Here is a 21,143-nt window from a genome sequence, read left to right on the forward strand (position 1 = left end):
ATCAGCGTCTCTTCAGGTAACCGCTGCTGGAGCTGCGGCGTTGAGGTGGCGGTGCTGCCGGTCGCGATTGCACGACCGGGGCAGCGGGTTGCGGTGCCGGTTGGGGGGCGGCAACGGGGACTGCTGGCAGCGGGTTACTGACGCGTTCGCCTTGCACGGGCTTGATGCCCAATGCTTCGTCGAACAGTCCTGACTGCGCCAAGGCCTGACGCACCCGCTCCCAGTCGTGTTCCTTGTAGCGGTTAAGACCCAGGTAGTGCGCCATGGCCAGGCAGTACACCATCAGGTCGAGCGCTTCGTTACGCTCAGCCTTGCCCTTGACCCATTCGATGCGTTTGTGGCCCCGGATGTAGCGGGCGACCTTGCGCTCAGCGACACACTGGTCAAAGAAGTCGTCCGGCAGGTCACTGGCAAAGTGCAATGCACCCGGTCCCGACTCGAACGGGTAACGGTTGTAGATCCAGTCCTTGGCCGTATCGGTACCGACGAACCACAGCTCCGCGCCGTTGCGTTCGGTTTGCCCTTTCCACGTCACGTCCACCATCGACGGTCGCTGTGCGATCACTGGCTTGCCAGGCTTGCTCGCCCCCTTGATGGCGAACACGTTGCGCCAGCGACGCACCCGGCAGAACTGGTAGACCTCATCGGTGTGGTGACCACCAGAGTCGACGGCCACCGCGAGAATGCCCAGGCCGACACCGCAGGGATGGCGATATTTGGCCTTGAGCAATTCGTCCAGCGCGGCCCAGGTGCGTTCATCGGCGGGATCGCCCGACACCACTTGGTAGTCGATGACCCAGCGCTCCATGCCGACACCCCAGCCCATCGCCATGAACTCCAGGCGGTTGGCCTGAACGTCGACGGCACCGGTGATCATCAGCACCGCTGCCGGCATCGAGCCGAGGCTGAAGCCTTCCAACCTCGCCCGTTGTCTCAGCACATCGGCTTTGGTTTGCTCCTGAGCGGCGTCCCAGACCTTCGCCAGACGGGTGTTGTAAAACACCTGCATCGGCTCCAGATCACCTTTGGCTTGGGCCTTCTTGGCCTTTTCGAACTGCTTGGCCAGTGACTTCCAGTCCATCCAGCCCAGCGGCGAGTACAGCGCGTTGAGGTGGAAGCCGACCGTCTCATCGTCACCCTCGGCATGGGCACGCCACTCGCCGTTAGCGAGCATCTCGCCCTTGTGGTACTCCTCGATCAGCACGTCACAGTCAGGCCCGGCGCATTGGTAGTGCACCACGCTGAAGTCCTGTGAGTAATGCAGTCGCTCCCACTCCAGAGTCTGCATGTGCCCGCAGGTCGGACATGGCACGTAGTAATGACGCTGGTCGCTGCCGTCGAACAGGTCGGAGATCCGCGAGGCGCCTTTGATCGTCGGTGAGCTTGAGAAGTAGAACTTCGCGTTGCGGCCGAAGGTGCTGCCCCGGGTCTCCGCCAGCTCAATGGGGTCGCCCTCCTCGCCGATGTCCACTTCCCAACGATCGATCTCGTCGCCGTACACGTAGCGCGCCGACAGCTCCGAGAGGTTGGCTGCCGAGCCGGCGGTGGTGACGTACAACGTACCGCCCTCGAACTCCTTGGTGTCCATGGTGTTACGCGAATCCCGCGAGCGGTTGGCAGCTACTCTCTCCCGCAGCACCGGCGTGGCCTTGATCGTTTTGCCGATCCGCGACGACACCCGCTTGGCCAGGCCGAGGCTTGGCAGCAGCGCCAGGATGTTCGACGGCGCCATGTGCATCAGGCCGCCGATCCAGTTCAGACCGATCTGGGTTTTCATCAGCTGCGACGCGACCATGGTGATCACGCGCTTACAAGGGTGAGCCGGCGACAGACAACGCATGGGCTCGCGGGCATACGGTGTGCGCGAAGTGCGGTACTGGCCCGGCTCAGCGGCGCCGGTATCACGCGGAATCCGCATGTACTCATCGGCCCACTGATCGATCCAGACGTCCGGGTCGGGCCGTAGCCCACGGAAATACGCCTCGCGGTACACCTCTGCACCGTCAGGAATATCCGTGGGCATGGGCTTAACTCGTGGTCAGTGCGTGTTCAAGGTCCGCTGAAGACATGCGTTCGGCGTCTTCCAGCGAGCGACGGATCGCCGCGGTGAGGTGCTTTTCAATTTCCCAAGGGTCGGTCATGGAGGCTAGTTCGGGAGCCAGCTGCGGAGGCATGCCCAGCAATTGATCGCGCAGCATGCGGCCGGCGTTGTAGGCGCCGGTCTGCACCGCCGACATCGCGACCAGCGAGCCTTTGGCCTTGTGCAATTCGATCTCGGCGAGCTGGGCCAGGTTATGCTCGCGCAGTGCCCGGGCCTTCTGGAAGTCGGGCAACTGTCCCGCAGGGGTGATCGCAGGCGGCGGCGCAGCCATTGAAGTCGGTTCGACCTGACTGGATAGCTGGCTGTACACGTCACGCTGAAGCCGGTCTTGGTGGTGCCGATCAGCAACAGCGGCCTTGCTGGGGTCAGCGGTGTCGCGAATCAACGCTTCGCTGGCCAGCACGTCGACCTGTTTTCCATCGGCGGTCAGCACCAGACGGTCGTTGTTTTTCAACCAGGTGATGTAGCTGGGCGCCCTGCCAATCCGAGCCGCGAAGGCACTCTTTGACAGGTACATTGGTTCTGTCATAAGCCCTCCTTTTCAACGGCTTTTCAATGGAACCTTTCAATTTTCAATGGATTGAATTTCAGTAAGCTGGCAACCCTGCCGCTAACACGATCCCGCGGGTTTCCGACCCCGTACCCCTCGGATAACCCCAGGGTCCCCGGCGATTTTCGGCGCCCCGGAACGGTGCATCACCCCTGTTCGCCACTGGCGGGTGGCACTTCGGAAACGCCCAGCCGCTTGGCAGCCCAGCGTTCGTAGAGGCCAATGGCAACATCGGCACCGGCCATCGCGGTCAGACAGCCCAAGCTACCCGCTGTCCAGATCGACATGCCGGCGGCGATCATCAGCATCATCGCCGACACGCCGCAGACGATACAGGCGCCGGACCGCAGCGCGAGGCGTCGCAACAACGCCCAACCCCGCGCCCCGTCTTTATCGGCTCGCCACATCTCCCCCGATACGCCACCGACCAGGGCCAGGACGATCACTAACCAAATCGGCATCTCTGCCAGCGCTTGTTGCTCGTTTGTCATCGCTAACCTCTAAACGCAAAAACCCGGCGCAATGGCCGGGTTTGGTGGTGTGGTGCCTGCCGCTCTTTGCGGTCGCACCTATCGAAGATGACTACTTTTTACAGGTCGATTCCGGTGGCAGCAACCCCGGTTTAATGCCACCCGGCGAATAAGTGGGTAACACCGGGTGAACGCCTAGCGAATGTCGGCGAATATCTCACAACGGCATTCTGCTATTTCGGCGGTGTCCCATATGTCCCACCATTCAGCGTCGAAGTGGGACGCCTGAGAGCGCCTAAATTCGGGCTTCGCCCCACTGTCCTACTTATTTTTCTCCTTTCTCGTGTAAAGGAAGAATTTAAAGAACACGCATGCGCGTGAAACGCGCGTACTGCTGCCCGCTACGCTTACACGGGCGGAAGGCAGTTTGTAGCGGGACGGTGGGACAGCCCAACAACGACAAGGCCCGCACCTGTCCCACTGCATCAAAGCGCAGCGGGACAAGACGAGCCAGTGGGACAACAACAGCCGGATGAATGCCTGGGGTCACGCAGCCTTCCCCATCATCACGCCGAGGATCTGCAGGTGAGCGTCATGCAAGCGCTGGTAGTACGTGTCACGGCCGCAACCGCAATGGGCATACCGCAAGCGCATATCAACGTCGAGCGTGCAGTAATGCTCCCGCACAACCGTCACCAGCTCGGGCACAAGATGCTTGTTCACGATCAGCTCAATGTCGAGAGAACTCTCCAGCGGCGCACGAAAGGCCCGCCGCCCACGGATCAGTTGCCCATTACTCTCCATCATCATGGCAACCATGTTCCCCCCAGCAAGCCCCCCTTTCGAATGTTCGGAATGCAGCTCCTGAGCCCACAGTCTGAGCAGCGAGTCGACTTCCTTAATCAAAGCAAGGCTCCTCAATTGGTTCCCGCTTCAATGCCGAAGCCCCACCCCACCCTGCCGGCTTCTTGTAAGCCCAAGGCCGCTGACCACTCTTCACCAACGGCGGCAACCGGACACGCCGCCACCCCAACCGATGCATGATCGCCCCGACCCGCATCTGCTCCGGCTTGCCCCAATGCCCGTAGTCCAACTTCAACGCACTGGTCAGCACATCGCTGCCGGTAGTGGTTTCGCCGATCTGCGACTCTTCCAGCCAGGTCAGAATCGGCCCTTCCCACTCGTCCACCACAAAGCGCTCATCCTGCTCTTCGCCGAACATCTCCGCTTCATCCAATGTCACCCACCAGAGGTCGCCCGCGTCGTAGCAGAACACCGCCTCAGCCCAGAGCTGATCGCGGATCGAGCGCAACAACTCCAGATCCACCTTGGTACACGCCACCGGCCAATACCGGCGGTTACCGGTCGCGTCCTTGAGGTACTCGTCCTGGTTCGTCGTGCCCACGAACACGCACTGACGCGGCACGTCCATCGTGCGACGGCCGTAGCTCTCGCGGTAGGTGTCAGTGGATGCAGAGAAAAACTGCTTGGCCTTGGTGCTCTCTGCCTTGTTGAAGCTGTCCAGCTCGCCCAGCTCGACGATCCACTTGCCCCGGATCGCCTGAAACCCGTCCTTGTCGCCGAGGGCGAACGGCGTATCCATGAACCACTCGCCGCCGAGGATGCTCATCGCTGTCGACTTACCAGCGCCTTGCGCGCCCTCGAGGATCATCACCGAGTCAGCCTTGCAGCCAGGCTTCATCACCCGCGCCACGGCCGACAACATCCAGCGCTTACCCACCTTGGACGAGTAATCGGTGGCCTTCACGCCCATGACGTCTGTGAGCCAGCTCTCCAGACGCGGCACACGGTCCCATTCGAGCTTGCGCAGATACTGCCGCACCGGATGAAACGCATGGTCATGCGCGACCACACTGACCGCCTCGATCACATGCGACGCCTTCACCCGCAGGTTGTACTGCTGCGCGAGCCACTTCATCACCCGCACGTCATCGATGTCCGCCCAATCGCCCGTGCCGCCGCCATACGGTGCCGCACGCAGCTTCACGATCTTCGAGCTGAAAGCGCTGTAGCTGATCACCCCAGCCCAGCGTTCGTCATTGGCCAGGATCAGCTCGACGTTCTGCATGTGCGCAATCAATGCCCCACTTTCGCTACGAGCCAGAAGATCTTTCCAGCCACCAGCGGCTGGTGGCTTGACCACGGCCAGCACCTGACGGCGCACCGTGTCCAGACCTTCGGCGACGTGCAGGTCGTTGAAGTCGGTCCATTTGATCTCCCGCTCACCAGAAAAGATCGGCGCGACCACCTGACCACCGACGATCAGGGCCGCGTTGTTGGCCTTCTCCTCACCGGGGTTCCAAGCATCACCGTTCGGCTTCGTGGTCTTCCAGTCATCGTCACGGCAGATGATCAGCGGGCAGCCAGCGAACCGCTCGCGCATGGCCTTGCAGACCACCAACAGGTTGCCCGCATCAAACGCGATGGCCACAGTCAGCGAAGTCGCCATCTGCAGGCTGGCGCCGGTGGCGTAGCCCTCACACACCAGCACTGGCTCCCCCGGATCCGGATGCGGCCCGATGAGGTGAAAGGCGCCCTCCTTCGACATACCGTAAGGCCAATAGGTCTTGTCGCGGCCGGTGTCTTCCTGCTTGGTTGGATACACCACCTGCAGGCCGACAATCTCGTCACGCACGTTGCTCATCGGTACCAGAAACGCGCCAGTGCGAGGCGCATACCGAACACCGATACCGACGATCTGCTTGCGATCCAGATAATCGCTGCGGCCCTTCTCCGGCATACGCTTGAACATGCCCGCTGCCCGCTTCGCAGCACGACGTGCCGCACTGGCCGCGATCTCGGCAGCCCGGCGCTTTGCCTCCTCCTGCCGAGCGCGCATAACCTCACGCTCTTCCGGCGACATGCGCCCGGCCTTGACCTTGATCTTCTGCGACTCACCCGAACGCCAATCACCGAACGCGCCGAAAATCAGCGTTTCGCCCTTCTCCGTGCGATGCTCATGGGCGATGTACCAACCGTTTTTTTCCTTGCCCTTGTCCTGCGCCGTCTTGCACCGCGTCAGCTTGCCGAACACCAATGGCTGCGCAGGCTCAAGCCCGTAATCGGCGAATTGCCCCAACACCTCATCAAGCATGGTGGGCCCCCTTCTGTTCCGCGAGAGAAAGGCACCCCACGCACTGCGTGCAGCCGGGCTGCGCCAAACGACGGGCCTCAGGGATCGGGTCATCGCACGTTTCGCAGAACAGAAACGAATGCGCCACCAAGGCAGGCTTGGCAGCGTTGCGTGCAGCGAGCGCCTGATCGATGCGCTCTTGCACCAGGTCATTAGCGAAGTCAGCGATATCAGCCACGATCAACACCCCGCGTCGTCTGGTTGACATACGTGGCGCGGTTGAACATCCCCAACAGCCCCTGAATCCCACGAAACACCTGCAGGCGAATCGCAGCCAGTTCCTCGTCAGTAACGACACCGTCACCGATGCTCTTGGCCCATGTATCCGCCAGATCCGCCACCTGCCGGAAGTAGTCCGCGATACCGGTGGTCAACGTCTCGGGCATGTCATTGGTGTAAGCCTCGGCTAGCTCCTGCCAAGTCGTGTCACCGACCAACGCATGTACCGCATCCAGAATGCGGCGATCCTTGGTCAGCTCCAGAATCTCCCCGAACTCTTGAATGTTCACCGTGTGGCTTGGGTGGGTTGGGGAAAGCTTGTGTTGCAGCGTGGTCGCATTCCGGCCGGTGGTGGCGGCGATGGCAGCGGCGCCGCCGGGGTAGTCCCGTGCGGCATGGTAAAGCGCGAGGTCGAGCGGCAGAACTTCCCGCTGCGCCCGGTCTAGAGAGCTCAGAATGATACGGCTCATGGCATTAATCCTTGTAAGTTGCCAGTGCCGCGCGACATGCAGTGGTGATACATTTGCCGCGTGGCTTGAAAGGGCCCAAACGCCGGCTAGATCTTCGGGATCGACACCGGCACCGTGCCGGGGCGAGCAATCCGTTGCTCACCCCTGGCGCAACAGCTGCCCAATCTGTGGTGGAAAAGGCAGCAACACCAAGGCTTCCGAGCCTTGGAAAAGCGCGATAAAGGGAGGTGGTTGCATGTGGTGTGCCCGCCTATCTTTATTGCGACCCGACAGCGCTGTGGTGGTGCGTGCCGGGAGGAACTGGGCGACCTTTGGGTCGCCTTTTTTCTAGCTATGCTGCTTTGACCAATGTAGCGGTCTCTGTGACGCCGAAATGCTCAAGAACTTCGCTTAACGAAACCCGGCCTTCACTCTCACGAGCCAACGCTTTGATCAACGAAACACTAGGATCTTTGCTCGCATATTTGACGTGTAGACGCAGATAACTAACAGCGATACGACAGCGCGTGGCGTATGCCTCAAGCCCTCGTAAATCTAAATCGGTTATGTAGTCTCGTAGCTTCATAAAATACCTCCGAGGAACAAATTAACCTTTAAGGTTATTTTTTGCAATACCCGAAGAGACATTCACCCGCAAGGTTAATCCGGCCAGAATCGCCTGATGAAAATCTCAGATACCCGCCTACAGAATTTCCGCAGAGTCATTGCTGAGCAAGGACTCCGCCTGACGGACGTTGCCGACCGATTAGGTAAGGCACCAGCCCAAGTGAGTGCTTTCGGGGGCAAGAACCCGACGAAGGGTATTGGCGACCAGATTGCTCGTGAGATTGAAAAGGCTCTTCATCTACACGATGGGTATCTCGATATGCCGTACGGCATCGGTGAGTTCAACAACGCAACTGTACTCTGTCATACAGGTCGCAAGCTTCCAGTAATGGGATCGATCGCAGCCGGGGCTTGGTGCGAGACTCACGTAAATTTTGACCCAAGTGATGCTGAAGAATGGATAGACGCACCGGGCCCCGTAGGCCCTCGAGCTTTCATCCTTCGTGTTGAAGGTATGAGCATGGAGCCAAAATTCACGGAGGGCGATAAAATCGTGATTGATCCTTCCCTGGAGGCGCTACCTGGCCACTTTGTCGCGGCAAAGAGGACAAGGGATCAAGCTGCAACACTTAAACAATTAAAACAAGAAGGTGGCGAACGTTACCTGTATGCACTAAATCCCGACTGGCCTGAACGGATAATACGGATGACAGAGGAGTGGGTTATTTGTGGCAGGGCCAGGTGGAAAATCTCAGACCTGTAACAGCGTATCAATCTCTGATTGCCATGCGGCGAATACTAATATTCGCCGCATGGGCGCTCTACTGATCAACAACAGTATGAGCATCAGGCCAAGGCAAATTTTGGTGTATGAATTTTTTAATCATTGATCTATTGGAGGAGATCAAGCTATTCCATTTGGAGTACCAACACTTATAAGCATCCCATGAATACCCAAGATAGTACCCACTTCGCATACTACTCATAGAAGACTTCACTGCCGAAAGATAAGTACCTTCAATTGAAGTACCTTTAATCTCCAATATACTCCCCAGATATACCAACCACTTTGCCATCTGATGATATTGCTCCCACGCACCATTCACCGATGTCAATTCGAGTTTTGTTTGAATTATTTTACCTATACATTCCACTACAGTCTGATGATTTATGCTGACACCAACCGCGGAAAAAGATGACACTATCTCGTAAAATGAGTTTTCCGACTGCAAATAGTGAGGTGTATAAACTTTTCCAAATTGCAAAATATCTCTGATATTACTCAATGATGGTAGCGCACATGCCGTTGCAGCGGGCATGTGATAGCTAAGACGCTGGAAAAACTCATGGACCTGCATACCGTCTAATACGCGTATCCCATAGCAGTGATGGTAGTAATCCTTAACGTATTGACTCACAAGAGATCGTGACACAAAAAATATGTTAGAACCAATAACATGACTTTTGGAGAAACCTCGATACTCATTAATGATCGCCTTGAGATTTGTATCCCCTAATGAATAACCGAGAATCACCACTGTATTCTCATGAAGCACCGTACTTAGTTTCCTAGAGAAATACGATTCACCGTTAATAAATTTAAAATAATCCTCAGACGTAACCACCATATTTTGAGGACTAACAATAGACCCGTGGACGTGATAAACCTTTACTCTAGCGTCTGAGCGCGGAACTGGAATCCCCGGGGTCAAAGAGTGACATCCATTACCCGACAAGACCTCAACAAGATTGTCATAATTGGTAGTCACAACATCTACGAAGTTAGACATCAAAAAACTGGCAATTATTGAATTATCACCCATCAGTGATAATTTACTGATTTCCGCTGCAATCTCATTATGAATATCTTTATCAACCTTTGAGAGTTCGAGAGCAATTACTTGAGCTGCCTCCTCTAAACTCAATGGATTAGGTCCATCCTTTGGGAACAATGCTTGTTTAAGCGGCTCAGGATTTAAAGTCGCATCACAAGCCACCTCCAATAGTTCTTGCCAACTCGGTGCTTGGTTGGCAGTTACTGCTTTAGAAAATCCCGTTCCAGTAAAAAAACACAGTCGTTTAGAGGCTGCTGCATACGCAATTTCAAAAAACTCACTCACCTGAACCGCTCCGTAGTTGAAATGTGAGACCTCAATCTTAGCAACCAATGATTCTCTTTTGCCATCACCGATCATCGACATGATCAAAGCGAGAAATACCTACAAGGATATTTTTATTGACGAAAATAACCTTTAGGGTTAATTTTTCCTCACTCTTCCACCACAGAGCGAGGCAACACCATGCACACCACAGCAACCCTGCACGTCCATCCGACCGCTGCCGACCCCTTCCGAACTTTCGAAATCCGTCGCCTTGCCCGCGAGAGCGGCTGCTCGTTCGTCCCCACCAAACCGAAGCAGAAAGCAAGTACCGCCCCCGAAAAATTCGATCCGAACGGCGGAGGGCACGCGGCATGATCAAGTTCAAAATCGACAACCGCACCCTGCAGTTGCTCAATGCCCAAGTCAACCTGAGCGAGACCTTCAACCATGTACTCCGGACAGCGCCCAAGCGCGAGTGCCTGGCGTTTCGCCTCAGGGCTGAACGTGGCACAACGGAAAGCACCTTCGTCGTCGAGTTGGGCAGCGAACGCCACACGCTGACGCTGCAGAACGACAAGAAGATGCACCTTAAGCTGGCCGACTTCATCGAAGAAATCGCCAATGGCCCGTTCGACACGAGCAACTCCAGCGATCTGGTGCAGCGATCGCACGCCAGCCGCGAATACGGCCGCTTTGAAGTATCGGACAAGCAACGAGTGTTCGAGCTGGTACGCACCGGAGGCGTGCTGAACCTCGACATGGGCTTCGACTATCCCCTAGTTGTCGCGCTTCACCGTACTCAATCGCGCTCGGGTGTCACCACCATCCTGAGCATCGGCAACAAAAGCCCACACACCCGGTGCTTCACCGTGTACGGCAGCGATGTCGAGATCTACGGCAAGGTGAGCGAATCCATCAACCATCTTGCTGTAGCGGCAACCCCAGCCGCGCACGCGGCATGAGGGGGACGCCATGGAACGCACCCTCGCCCAAGCCGCAACCCAACTCGGCCTGACACGCCCCAAGCTCATCGCTCGCATGCGGGAAAAAGGCCTGCTCAACGAACGCAACCTACCGGCCTACCCAAACCGTGATCGCGACTATCTGCGAGTCAAGGACGGCCAGTGGTACCACGACCAACTCGGCATGCAATACAGCCAGTCCACCCGGGTGAAGCAACTCGGTATCCGCTGGCTCGCCGAACAGCTGGGCATCGACCTGCCTGCCATTCCGGCAGACAACCGTGACGTGGCCTAGGGAATACGCCCGCCAGATCATTGCCATGCGGACACTAGAGGAGCGCAACGCGGCGCTCCTCGAAGTGCCCGAACATCTGCGCGAGCTGACCAAAACCCACTGCCTGAACGCTTGGAACCACCCAGCCAGAATACAACGCAAGGAGGCCCAACAAAGCCATGAGTAACACAGCACAAAACCCACTCCGCCTACACCCGGCGCCGGAGTCAGCCACCGTCGAACTGCTCTACCGCATTTTCGGCGACGTCCTAATCCCGCTCGACAAAGTGCGCGAGCAGTACTTCCGCAACCTCAACGAGCAATCGTTCGTGGCCGAGATCAGCAGCGGCCGCATCCAGCTCCCCATCACTACGCTGGACACCAGCCGCAAGGCACCGAAGTACGCCCACATCCGGCACGTCGCCTCACTGATCGACATCCGTGCCTACAAGGCCGACGAAGACATGCAGCGACAGCAGGACGACACCAACGAGTAATACCCACACACCGAACGGCTGCCACCACCAGCCTGTGGCATCACCAGGAGCACACCACATGACTGCTATTCAGATCTGCGCACTTATCGCCTTGATCGCCTTGGCCGGACTACTAGTCTGGGCCGGCTATCTCATGGGGCATACCGACGGCAAGTCCACGGGCATGAAAGAAAGCGATGCCATCCAACGCGCCGAAAGCGCCAAGACCATTCGCGAATTGAAAGCATCCCTCGACTTCATCAAGGCTGACCATGCCCACCTGGCGCAATTCAGTAAGCGCCTTCAGCAAGCGTTGGCACTCGGGGAAACCGAACGCCAGACATTAATCGATATCGCCGAAAAGCTCCGGGTTGCCGCCGAGACGTTTGCCGCCTTTCGCACGGGTAAAAAACTCGAACGCGAAACCCGTACCCTGCGCGAGCAAGCGCTTGCCATCGCCGCTCTGCTAGAGCCAGCCGATCAGGAGAACGTCGCATGATCCGGATCAGCAATCAATCCAGCCCCCACCGCAACCCGGCTCACGCCCCACTAGCGGCAGAAGAACCAACGCGCAATCGAACCTCGGAGGAAAGCGGCATGCAAAAGGACGAGCAAAACAACAAATCCACGACCGCTTTGCTCTGCGAAAAAGCCAGCGTCGACACACTAGAAACAAACAGTCTCTGCTGCGAAGCAGCAGGCATTATTGCCTCTTCCAGCAGCACCATCGAGTCGCTTAAACCCCACAAAAGGCTGCGCGAGGCAGCCACACCCAATGCAACGCTAATCGCTCAGAATCGCCCGCGCGCGCAGCCTGCTGTGGGGTATACGCACTCTGACAGCCCACCACAGAAATCCGTCGACGAGATGCAGATCGACGAGCGGGTTGAGTTCGAGAAAGAGTTCTCGCCCCCTGAAGGCCTGCAGTACTGCGCCCAGCAAGGCACGTACTTCACCGCACCAGGCGCGAAGACATCCGACTCGTTCGCCCGTGAGCATTACGCGTACTGGGCTGGCTTCGCAGCATGGAAGCGCAGAGCGTGGAACCACGCCGCACTCGTTGGCCAGCAAGCCAAAGGAGCTCGCCCGTGATCAAGCGCACTTTCAAACACTTCAACATGTGCTGCGGGCTGGGCAGTGGTGCCGCAGGCTTTAGTGATTCCAAGCCTGCCTTGGGTTCTATCCAAGCCGAATGGCAATGCCTGGGAGGTGTCGACGTCGACCCAGCCGGCCTGCGCGACTTCCAAATGATGACAGGTGTATCAGGGACGTTGATGGATCTGCTCACCCGCGAGCAGTTCACTGCATTCCACGACCAGGAGCCGCCCTCCGCATGGAAGGAGGCCACCGCCGAAGATCTGCGCCGCGCTGCCGGCAACGAAGATCCAGAAGCCGTGTTCGGGATGACGCTGCTGCTTTCGGAGACAGGCGAGACATTCATGCTCAGTAATGTTTCGATCTGGGTGCAACCGGTAGCCATTGCGCTAAGTGCGTCGACAAAAACGGTGCATCTATGAATACCTTGTTCCTACTCATGGCCCAATATGACGGACTGGCTGTAATCCCATTAACTCGCGTATGCACCGACTACATGAATCTCACAGTCGAAAAATTCAAGCACAAACAACTGACAGGAGAGATAGACATCCCTGTAGTACGTTTAGGCGCTCGCAGTCAGAAAGCAGGACTAGGGATTCATTTGATCGACCTAGCAAACTATATTGACCGCCAACGACAACAGGCAGTCAATGAACAATCAAAACTACTTGGAAAAAACCTTTAATTCAAATTATAACCCGGTCAATTTGACCGGGTTATAATTACAGCTCAACACGCCCTTCATCATAAAAGCGTTCAGATTTTTCCACCAACTCAGCATCATTTACAAACTCGTCACAGCGACCAAACTTTCTAAAAAACCTATTAAGATTACATATATAAATTGTGTAGCCGCCCTTATCTGAGCATTCGAGATAAATCCTGTTATGCCTCATAATATTATCCTCATACTCGTCATAATGAGGATGCATAATCCTAAAAGCCATAGGATTATCCGGGTAATTCACGCGACTGGCAACCATCACTGGCTCAACCAACACTTCCCGCTTCCCCTTATACTCATTACAATCAGGACATACTACACAAAGATTTTTTGGTTCAAACATAAACCCTAAATGTTGAGATTTCGGAACTATATGTTCAACTGGGGCTCCAAAAGCCGAACGCATTGACACCGCCCCCTGACAATACACACAAATCAAACGCTGCACATTTCGGTAATGATCTCTGATTTCACATCTGACTGACTCCAGATCTGGATCATTCCATTTCGCATGACAATAATCAGGCTCACTAGTCTTGGCCCTAATAATCGCCAATGAGTTTTCACTTAAAACTACAGGCTCATTTACTATCGGCATAGCTTTCACACAAATCTACAACGGAGTTAATAAGTTCTTTTACAGGATCATTAGCTTCAACCTGCTTATCGAGCTCTTTTAATCTTTGCAGATCCGCGACCGACTCATAGTCAACGCATTTATTTGCCTTCACCCTAGCTAGCAAATTGAAAGCAAGACGTGAAATATACTCATTCATTATACCTGGAGCATCAAAAAGCTCGGCGAGTTGATAGTCTGCTGATCGATTGTAAAACTCCTCAGCATCATATACTTCCCTCTTCGAGAGAGAAGTTATGAAACACCCATCCCCCCTTAGCCTAGCTATAATCTGCGGCGAATGCGTAGCAACAATAAAATGACATTTTCTATACGCAGAGAAGGATGTAGTGAGCAGCATCATAAACTGCTCTTGCCATCGAGGATGCAAACTAATCTCAGGTTCATCAATCAGAATAGTCGAGCCATCCGTTATATGCCCCGCAATACCCAACATTAAAACCAACAGACACTGCTCTCCCGAACTAGCCCGTTTCAGAGACATTTCACCGTAGCCGATTTTTTCAAGCTTAAGGTCGATAAGGCGCATCAACCCCGCGTTCAATAAAACCAACATTGACTCTATGTATTCATCATTCGCAAACTGACCATCCAACGATGCAGAACCACCGGAGAAATTTACCGTCAGCTCAACAGCCTTTCGCTTGGTAAATAAACCATGCACCCTCTTTGCAGCATTGAACACCTTTTGCCGCGTTGAAAATGGCAGAGCCTCGAGTATCGGAAAATAGCGCTCATCAATCTGAATACCATAATCATGGTCAAGACATTTCAAGTCTATTGCCAGACTAGCGTCGCCTATTCGATGAGGATCGTATTCGTCGTATTTCTTCGCCGCTCTTATATAACCAGGCTTAAATACAAACTCAACAATTGGGCGAAAATTCAAGGAATCAAATACAGACAGTAAGTTGTGATTACTTTGTCGAGCCAATAATTTATCTATCAATCCTTTTGCAGCTGAGGCTATCAGCGAAACAGCTGAAGAGGGTTGATACATTCCCTCGCCGCGCATCCCTACATATCTGTAGTTGCTGCTCACATCCTGACCTAAACGTTTTCTAGGGCTTGGAAATTTATCGAATGGACTGGTTGATATTGCGATAACTTTCGAATCTTTGTCCTCACCTATCCGATTGGAAAAAATCAGATCTCCGTCATCGAGATCAAGGAGGTACGCATATTCTATCGACTGGTCTTTTGCAATGTCTGCTAATAACCTGCTTTTACCAACGCCATTTTTTCCAACTATCACTGAGAAAATATTCGAGTCATCGTACAGATGGTCAGACTTAACTAGCTCTATCAAATACCCGTCATGTGAAACACCATTCACCCTAGCCATTTCGCTCAAGCCTCCATGATATGGCTCTAGGGTATTGACGTAGATGCCATTTTGCAATCACGACGGGACATCAATACACAAATGAGCTAATTCAACACATCTGGAAGCCAACGCCAGGATTGGTACACGTCGCCCCTACCTTTCAAATGGGTGTATCTACGGAGTGAGTTCCAATCTCTGTGACCAGAAACACTCGACACCCTCGGAATGTCCCAGTCCATCTCAAACAGACGGCTTACTCCTTCATGCCGCAGGTCATGGAAATGCAGATCCTCGATGCCGAGCATCGGGCACGCCCGCGTGAATGAGGCCGACACCGACTTCGCGTTGTAAGGGAAGATCTCCCGCTCAACCTTTGGCATGCTCTGCAAAATCGCCCAAGCCTCATCTGGCAGATGACACCACACGTCATTGCCGATCTTCTGCCCGGGGTTTTTCATATCTCGCACTAGGACAGCTTGCCGCGACTCGTCGAGATCATCCCAGCGGATCCGCGTAATTTCTTCCTGCCGGCGCGTTGAGAAAAGCGCAAAGGCGATCACCTTCGGCATGTCGATCTGAGCCTTACGACGCTCCTGCATTTCAAAGAAGTGCGCCATTAGCTTGTCCAACTCAGCGAGCGTCGGCCGGCGGTTGCGTTCCTTGCTCTTGCTTACCATGCCCAGCTTACGCAATACCTTGCGTGCGTCAGGCATCGCTAGCGGATCTACCTCATAGCCCCACGCAGGCCGCGCCACTGACAGCACCGCGCCCAAGTGCGACAGATCATTGCCGACCGTCTGCGCCTGAACGCCGCCGCCTTCTTTACTCATTCGCCATTGCGCGAACTCAACCAGCTTCTGACTGGTCAACGCCGAGTCGTCGAGGTCCCCCAACCAAGTGTCCTTGATCGCATTGAGTGTTGCGTTCTTTGTCTTACCCAGCGGCCGGATCTTTTCGTACTCATCAAGGTATTGCTCGATCATCTTTCTGATCGTCACTCCCTTGCGGTTCGCCCGCTCGATGGCACCAGGCTCGGCCAACTCGGTCTCACGCCGCTTGATCCACGCCTGAGCGACCTGCTTGCGGTCGAAGGTTTGGCTTTCCTGATAAACTGTGCGCCCGTCCCGATTGATCCGTATCTGCGCCGTGTAGGCCGTCGAGTTGTCCTTGCGCTTGCGTGATGTGATCGTGCCCATTTCCAGTTGCTACATTGCCGAATTCGCTTGCTACATTGTAGCAACCGACTTCGAAAAACAAGGAAAAATGGGTAAAAACCGCTGTATAAAAGATCAGTATCAATGAATTTCGAAAAAGCTGAAGCGCCCGTAAATACTAGCCCTACCCGTTCCGAGCCGTCTCGCCGCTTCAGTGTGGCGCCGATGATGGATTGGACAGATCGCCACTGCCGCTTCTTCCTGCGCCTGCTCTCCAAGCACGCCCTGCTCTACACCGAAATGGTCACCACCGGCGCGCTCCTCAACGGCGATCACGAGCGCTTCCTGCGTCACAACGAAGCCGAACACCCGCTCGCCCTGCAGCTCGGCGGCAGTGTGCCTTTGGACCTGGCCGCCTGCGCCCGCATGGCCCAGGACCACGGTTACGACGAGGTAAACCTGAATGTCGGCTGCCCGAGTGATCGGGTGCAGAACAATATGATCGGTGCGTGCCTGATGGGGCATCCGCAGTTGGTGGCCGATTGTGTGAAGGCGATGCGTGATGCGGTGTCGATTCCGGTGACGGTGAAGCATCGGATCGGGATTAATGGGCGGGACAGTTACGAGCAGTTGTGTGATTTCGTCGGCACGGTTCGGGATGCCGGATGCACGAGTTTTACGGTGCATGCGCGGATTGCGATTCTGGAGGGGTTGTCGCCGAAGGAGAACCGCGACATCCCGCCTTTGCGCTATGACGTGGCAGCGCGGTTGAAAGCGGATTTTCCGGAGCTGGAGATTATTCTCAACGGCGGGATCAAGACGCTCGAGGCCTGTCACGAGCACTTGCAGACGTTCGACGGTGTGATGCTGGGCCGTGAGGCGTATCACAATCCTTATGTGATGGCTGAGGTGGATCAGCAGCTGTTCGGCAGCACAGCGCCGGTGATCACTCGGGCCGAGGCGTTGGCGCAGTTGCGGCCTTATATTGCCGAGCATTTGCTGGCGGGTGGCGCGATGCATCACATCACTCGGCATGTGCTGGGGCTGGGCACCGGGTTTCCGGGGGCGCGCAAGTTTCGGCAGTTGTTGTCGGTGGATATTCACAAGGCTAAAGAGCCGTTGGCGTTGCTGGATCAGGCGGCAGAGTTGTTGGAGGGACGTTAATCCCTCATCGCTCACTTGTAGGCTTCACGCGCCGGTGTCCGCACTCTGTCTCGTTAGAAAATGGCCGCTTTGAAATGGCGGCCGTCACTTGTTCGGCCCGAGCGCTCAAAGGTCTAATTCGCAAGCTGGTCAAATCGGTAAGCATTGAGGACATGACCCAGGCCTGCTCAGCACGCTAACCGTCACCTCCATTGAACCTGCCCTCCATTTCAGCATCGTATTTACCGAGACCACGCCCCGCCTTTCAAACATCCGTTTCCAGGATGTTGCCACTGGGGCCTTCGATACGCACATGCACCCTTGAGTGGCTGTCAGCGCTCGGGTAATGTCATTAGACCCATAGGACAGAGCACGCCCATGACTTCCAAGCTGGAACAACTCAAACAAATGACCACCGTGGTTGCCGACACTGGCGACTTCGAAGCAATCGCTCGCGTTAAACCCGTGGACGCCACCACCAACCCTTCCCTGCTGCTCAAAGCGGCGGCCATTCCCGGTTATGCCGAGTTGCTGAACGCTTGCGTCAGCGACTGCAAGGGCGATGTGGGCCTGGCCAGTGACCGTTTTGGTGTGGCGGTAGGACAAGAGATTCTGAAGGTGATTCCTGGCCGTATTTCCACTGAAGTGGATGCGCGCCTGTCGTTCGACACTGACGCCGTATTGAAGCGTGCGCACCGTCTGATCGACTTGTACGAGAAAGCCGGCGTTGGCCGTGACCGTGTGCTGATCAAGATCGCTTCGACCTGGGAAGGCATCCGCGCTGCCGAGAAGCTGGAAAAGGAAGGCATTCAGACCAACCTGACCTTGCTGTTCTCTTTCGCTCAGGCGGCGGCATGTGCTGACGCTGGAGTTTTCCTGATTTCGCCGTTCGTGGGCCGTATCTACGACTGGTACAAGAAGGCCACCGGCAACGACTACACCGGCGCGGATGATCCGGGCGTGCAGTCGGTGACGCGCATCTACAACTACTACAAGGCCAATGACTACAAAACCGTAGTGATGGGTGCCAGCTTCCGTAATCTGAATCAGATCGAGCAATTGGCCGGTTGTGATCGGTTGACCATCAGCCCTGATCTGCTGGAGAAACTGGCGGCGGATACCGGCAAGCTGGAGCGTAAATTGGTGCCGGGGCATACGGGTGAAGCGCGTCTGAGCTTGAATGAAGCGCAGTTCCGTTGGTTGTCCAACGAGGATGCGATGGCGACCGAGAAGCTGGCTGAGGGCATTCGTCAGTTTGCTCGGGACCAGGAGAAGCTTGAGGCGTTGTTGCAGGCCAAGCTGTGATTTGAGTTAGCCGGATGCAAAAAGGGCGAACCATGGGTTCGCCCTTTTTTTGCGTTGAATTCGGGTAATGGGCTTAGCACTGGAAGATGTGGTGATTGTTAGGGCGCCTTCGCGGGCAAGCCCGCTCCCACAGGGAATTAATCAGTGACGCTCCAGCGCGTTCACCAGGTCATGAAACGCCTCACGGTTGGAGTCGTTCAGGCCCATGAGGATTTTGTGTGCTTCGAGGACTTTGATCCGCACCACTTCTTCGGACTGGTCCTGGTCTGGCAGGTCGGTCAGGCATTCAGGGCATGGGATCGGGCGGTCAACGATGTTGAACACTTGCTCGAAGCCCATGGACTGCAGCAGCCGGGTGATGTCTTCGTGGGTGGTGACGACAGTCGGCAACAGGCCGACTTTTTGCCGCGACAGGATCGACAGCTTGGCCAGCAGGCCCAGGGTGGTGCTGTCGATGCTACGGGTTTCAGTCAGGTCGATCACGATGGCGTTGAAGTTCAACGCAGTGAAGATCCGCTCAATAGTCGCATCCAACGCCGAACACAAGGTCAGGCGAACTTCACCGACGAACTTCAGGACGAAGGTGCCGTCCTGCTCGGCGAACTGGATTCTACCGGTACTCATTAAAGATTCCTGCTCAACACCAACAGGGCGATATCATCCGGCATCTCCCCTAGCGTGGCCAATCCAAAAACCTGGCGCAGACCATCCAGGCTGCCGCCCGCCGCTTTGACCCGTTGAGGCAAAGCAGCTTCTTTATCTTTGAGTGTGGGTTCTGGCAAAAGGTCCAGAATGCCATCAGACATCAGCGTCAGGCTGAATACCGGCGGCAGCTCCAGTACGTGGTCTTCGTAGGTGGCTTCATTGAAGAGGCCCACCGGCAGACCACGCCCTTCCAGGTAACGAACACTGTCTGGCGTGTACAACACGGGCAACGGCAGATGACCGCCGATGCTATAGGTCAACAAACCTGTCTCCTCGTCGATGACTCCACCGACCATTGTGACGTGTTTACCCAGCTTACAACTGATCAGGCCCCGGTTGATATGACCAAGGACTTCTGAAGGCTTGAATTCCGGCAATGTGCCGTTGCGCTTGGATTCGAACAGCAAGCGCGTGGTCATGAACTTCAGCAGCACGGTGACGAAGGCTGAAGAGGCGCCATGACCGGAAACGTCCGCCAGGTAGAACGCTACCCGACGCTCGTCGACCCGAAAGTAGTCGACGAAATCGCCCGACAGGTACAACGACGGGATGATCTGGTGCGCAAACTGGAACTCGTCGATGCTCCAGGGGCTGACCGGCAGCATGTTCATCTGCACCTGGCGACCGGCGTTCTGGTCTTCCTGGAGCAGGTTCAGGCTGGCTTCGAGCTCGCGGTTGGCCTTTTCCAGCTTCTCGCGGTAGCGCTGGTTTTCCAGCAGCAGACGCGCACGATCCAGGGCACGGCGCACAGAGTGCTCAAGCACTGCGAGATCTTCGAGAGGCTTGATCAGGTAGTCCGCCGCGCCCAGGCGCAGGGCCTCGACGGCATCGTTCATCACGCCGGCGCCCGAAACCACGATTACCGGGGTTTGCGGCGACAGCTCGGTGACTTGGCGAATGAGTTCGAGTCCGCCCATCTGCGGCATGCGCAGATCGCAGATGACCAAGTCGGGCTTGTCTTGCTCGAATACCTGAAGACCCTGCTGGCCGTTGCTGGCCTGCAGGACACTGAAACCACTGTCTTCCAAGTAGGCCGCGAGGCTCGCGCGCACTACTTCGTCATCATCGATTATCAGCAGCGTGGCACTGGTTTTTGGCATGTGGGCAAACGGCGCCAGAATTAGGTTGGCGTAGCAGGCTGGGCATTTGGCCCTGCACACACTACTGGATTCGCTTTCTAGCCTCTCTGCTGCACCGTTTTCGAGCGTCTGCCCTATTCAGTGTTCCACCAGAGGTGCCCTTCTAAGGCGCAGACGGTACTCCCATCCGCGAGGCGTTTCAAGCTCACGCCGATGGTCGCTTGACGTCTTTACTTGTCAAATCACCGAGAGTTATAAGAACAGGCAAAACCGTAACCCAAAGGAAGGATCGAGCCCATGAGCCAAACCGATCGGGACTATAGCGAAAAGCGCGATTTCATCCGCATGCGGGTTGATGCCGATGTGTCGCTGATTCATGAAGGCGACGAGGTGCAAGCTGTCTGCATCGACCTTTCCAGCAGCGGCATGCAGCTTGAGGCGCCTCGTTCATTCAGCGTCGGAGACCGGCTCAGCGTGCGGATCGATTCCGATCACGCGGCGCTCAAAGGCCTTGAGGCCGACACCGAAGTGGTGTGGGTGAAAGCACAGGACGGTGGCGGCCAGAAACTCGGGCTTACAATCCTGAAGATGAAATAGCCCTGATTTAGCCCGCAAGCCAAACGAAAGAAGGCGGCCAAATGCAGACT

General features: G+C 55.9%; 24 protein-coding genes and 1 pseudogene. 12 read left to right on the forward strand and 13 right to left on the reverse strand.

Translation table 11 applies throughout. The features are described 5' to 3' along the window. Window position 1 precedes the first annotated feature (1 nt). The 7 genes from AC30D7_RS26245 to AC30D7_RS26275 form a co-directional block, all read right to left on the reverse strand. Window positions 2-2,023: a phage terminase large subunit family protein gene (locus AC30D7_RS26245; RefSeq protein WP_490136015.1), complete on the reverse strand. Its 2,022-nt coding sequence runs from the start codon at window positions 2,021-2,023 to the stop codon at window positions 2-4. Window positions 2,024-2,027: 4 nt separating this feature from the next. Next, window positions 2,028-2,630 (reverse strand): terminase small subunit, encoded by a 603-nt coding sequence (locus AC30D7_RS26250; RefSeq protein ID WP_490136016.1) that lies wholly within the window; start codon window positions 2,628-2,630, stop codon window positions 2,028-2,030. 167 nt (window positions 2,631-2,797) lie between these two features. After that, a complete protein-coding gene (locus tag AC30D7_RS26255) occupies window positions 2,798-3,142 on the reverse strand; it encodes a phage holin family protein (protein WP_490136017.1) in 345 nt (114 codons plus the stop codon). A gap of 525 nt (window positions 3,143-3,667) precedes the next feature. Then, window positions 3,668-4,027 carry a PA0613 family protein gene (locus AC30D7_RS26260; protein WP_490136018.1) on the reverse strand — a complete coding sequence of 120 codons (360 nt, stop codon included), beginning with the start codon at window positions 4,025-4,027 and terminating at the stop codon, window positions 3,668-3,670. Then, window positions 4,020-6,236 carry a VapE domain-containing protein gene (locus AC30D7_RS26265; protein WP_490136019.1) on the reverse strand — a complete coding sequence of 739 codons (2,217 nt, stop codon included), beginning with the start codon at window positions 6,234-6,236 and terminating at the stop codon, window positions 4,020-4,022. Before AC30D7_RS26265 ends, AC30D7_RS26260 begins: the two co-directional genes overlap by 8 nt. Continuing rightward, complete coding sequence (locus tag AC30D7_RS26270; protein WP_490136020.1) at window positions 6,229-6,453, reverse strand: TraR/DksA family transcriptional regulator; 225 nt, start codon at window positions 6,451-6,453, stop codon at window positions 6,229-6,231. The genes AC30D7_RS26265 and AC30D7_RS26270 overlap by 8 nt, the downstream gene beginning before the upstream one ends. Beyond that, window positions 6,446-6,964: a phage regulatory CII family protein gene (locus tag AC30D7_RS26275; protein ID WP_186448466.1), complete on the reverse strand. Its 519-nt coding sequence runs from the start codon at window positions 6,962-6,964 to the stop codon at window positions 6,446-6,448. Before AC30D7_RS26275 ends, AC30D7_RS26270 begins: the two co-directional genes overlap by 8 nt. Before the next feature lie 661 nt (window positions 6,965-7,625). Between AC30D7_RS26275 and AC30D7_RS26280 the strand changes: the two genes are divergently transcribed. Continuing rightward, window positions 7,626-8,273, forward strand: a complete 648-nt coding sequence (locus AC30D7_RS26280) for a LexA family protein (RefSeq protein ID WP_490136021.1) — start codon at window positions 7,626-7,628, stop codon at window positions 8,271-8,273. A 58-nt stretch (window positions 8,274-8,331) separates the two neighbouring features. Here AC30D7_RS26280 and AC30D7_RS26285 read toward each other — a convergent pair whose 3' ends face one another. Further along, window positions 8,332-9,711: an SIR2 family NAD-dependent protein deacylase gene (locus tag AC30D7_RS26285; protein WP_261991200.1), complete on the reverse strand. Its 1,380-nt coding sequence runs from the start codon at window positions 9,709-9,711 to the stop codon at window positions 8,332-8,334. Between the two features lie 99 nt (window positions 9,712-9,810). Here AC30D7_RS26285 and AC30D7_RS26290 point away from each other — a divergent pair, with 99 nt between their 5' ends. The 8 genes and pseudogenes from AC30D7_RS26290 (at window position 9,811) to AC30D7_RS26325 (ending at window position 13,107) form a co-directional block, all read left to right on the forward strand. Continuing rightward, complete coding sequence (locus AC30D7_RS26290) at window positions 9,811-9,987, forward strand: hypothetical protein (RefSeq protein WP_490136022.1); 177 nt, start codon at window positions 9,811-9,813, stop codon at window positions 9,985-9,987. Further along, window positions 9,984-10,574 carry a hypothetical protein gene (locus tag AC30D7_RS26295; protein ID WP_490136023.1) on the forward strand — a complete coding sequence of 197 codons (591 nt, stop codon included), beginning with the start codon at window positions 9,984-9,986 and terminating at the stop codon, window positions 10,572-10,574. The genes AC30D7_RS26290 and AC30D7_RS26295 overlap by 4 nt, the downstream gene beginning before the upstream one ends. 10 nt (window positions 10,575-10,584) lie before the next feature. Further along, a complete protein-coding gene (locus tag AC30D7_RS26300; RefSeq protein WP_490136024.1) occupies window positions 10,585-10,869 on the forward strand; it encodes a phage antirepressor KilAC domain-containing protein in 285 nt (94 codons plus the stop codon). Between the two features lie 158 nt (window positions 10,870-11,027). Continuing rightward, window positions 11,028-11,345: a pyocin activator PrtN family protein gene (locus AC30D7_RS26305; protein ID WP_083366740.1), complete on the forward strand. Its 318-nt coding sequence runs from the start codon at window positions 11,028-11,030 to the stop codon at window positions 11,343-11,345. Between the two features lie 58 nt (window positions 11,346-11,403). Next, window positions 11,404-11,823, forward strand: coding sequence for a hypothetical protein (locus tag AC30D7_RS26310; RefSeq protein WP_490136025.1), 420 nt, complete (start codon window positions 11,404-11,406; stop codon window positions 11,821-11,823). Next, complete coding sequence (locus AC30D7_RS26315) at window positions 11,820-12,416, forward strand: hypothetical protein (RefSeq protein ID WP_490136026.1); 597 nt, start codon at window positions 11,820-11,822, stop codon at window positions 12,414-12,416. The genes AC30D7_RS26310 and AC30D7_RS26315 overlap by 4 nt, the downstream gene beginning before the upstream one ends. Then, window positions 12,413-12,748: pseudogene (locus AC30D7_RS26320) on the forward strand (DNA cytosine methyltransferase); the annotation flags it as partial. The gene AC30D7_RS26315 and the pseudogene AC30D7_RS26320, both read left to right, overlap by 4 nt. Window positions 12,749-12,837: 89 nt before the next feature. Next, window positions 12,838-13,107: a pyocin activator PrtN family protein gene (locus AC30D7_RS26325; protein WP_490136027.1), complete on the forward strand. Its 270-nt coding sequence runs from the start codon at window positions 12,838-12,840 to the stop codon at window positions 13,105-13,107. Window positions 13,108-13,144: 37 nt separating this feature from the next. On the opposite strand, the gene AC30D7_RS26330 is transcribed toward AC30D7_RS26325, so the two are convergent. From AC30D7_RS26330 to AC30D7_RS26340, 3 genes are all read right to left on the reverse strand, one after another. Beyond that, window positions 13,145-13,744, reverse strand: a complete 600-nt coding sequence (locus AC30D7_RS26330) for an HNH endonuclease (RefSeq protein ID WP_490136033.1) — start codon at window positions 13,742-13,744, stop codon at window positions 13,145-13,147. Continuing rightward, the gene (locus AC30D7_RS26335; RefSeq protein WP_490136028.1) at window positions 13,728-15,128 is read right to left on the reverse strand and encodes an AAA family ATPase; all 1,401 of its coding nucleotides are present in this window, start codon (window positions 15,126-15,128) and stop codon (window positions 13,728-13,730) included. Before AC30D7_RS26335 ends, AC30D7_RS26330 begins: the two co-directional genes overlap by 17 nt. Before the next feature lie 86 nt (window positions 15,129-15,214). Beyond that, on the reverse strand, window positions 15,215-16,306 hold the full coding sequence (locus tag AC30D7_RS26340) for a site-specific integrase (protein WP_490136029.1): 1,092 nt from the start codon (window positions 16,304-16,306) through the stop codon (window positions 15,215-15,217). A gap of 102 nt (window positions 16,307-16,408) precedes the next feature. Between AC30D7_RS26340 and dusA the strand changes: the two genes are divergently transcribed. Next, window positions 16,409-17,428: a tRNA dihydrouridine(20/20a) synthase DusA gene (gene dusA, locus AC30D7_RS26345; RefSeq protein WP_490136030.1), complete on the forward strand. Its 1,020-nt coding sequence runs from the start codon at window positions 16,409-16,411 to the stop codon at window positions 17,426-17,428. A gap of 357 nt (window positions 17,429-17,785) precedes the next feature. Further along, on the forward strand, window positions 17,786-18,712 hold the full coding sequence (tal, locus tag AC30D7_RS26350; RefSeq protein ID WP_018928139.1) for a transaldolase: 927 nt from the start codon (window positions 17,786-17,788) through the stop codon (window positions 18,710-18,712). 141 nt (window positions 18,713-18,853) lie between these two features. Here tal and rssC read toward each other — a convergent pair whose 3' ends face one another. Together rssC and rssB are read right to left on the reverse strand one after the other, a co-directional pair. Further along, complete coding sequence (gene rssC, locus AC30D7_RS26355) at window positions 18,854-19,336, reverse strand: anti-sigma factor antagonist RssC (RefSeq protein ID WP_007935262.1); 483 nt, start codon at window positions 19,334-19,336, stop codon at window positions 18,854-18,856. After that, complete coding sequence (rssB, locus tag AC30D7_RS26360) at window positions 19,336-20,517, reverse strand: two-component system response regulator RssB (RefSeq protein WP_038979995.1); 1,182 nt, start codon at window positions 20,515-20,517, stop codon at window positions 19,336-19,338. The genes rssC and rssB overlap by 1 nt, the downstream gene beginning before the upstream one ends. A 276-nt stretch (window positions 20,518-20,793) precedes the next feature. On the opposite strand from rssB, the gene AC30D7_RS26365 reads away from it, so the two are divergent. Continuing rightward, window positions 20,794-21,093: a PilZ domain-containing protein gene (locus AC30D7_RS26365; protein WP_490136031.1), complete on the forward strand. Its 300-nt coding sequence runs from the start codon at window positions 20,794-20,796 to the stop codon at window positions 21,091-21,093. Window positions 21,094-21,143 lie beyond the last annotated feature (50 nt).

This window comes from Pseudomonas sp. DF5 (assembly GCF_058148225.1).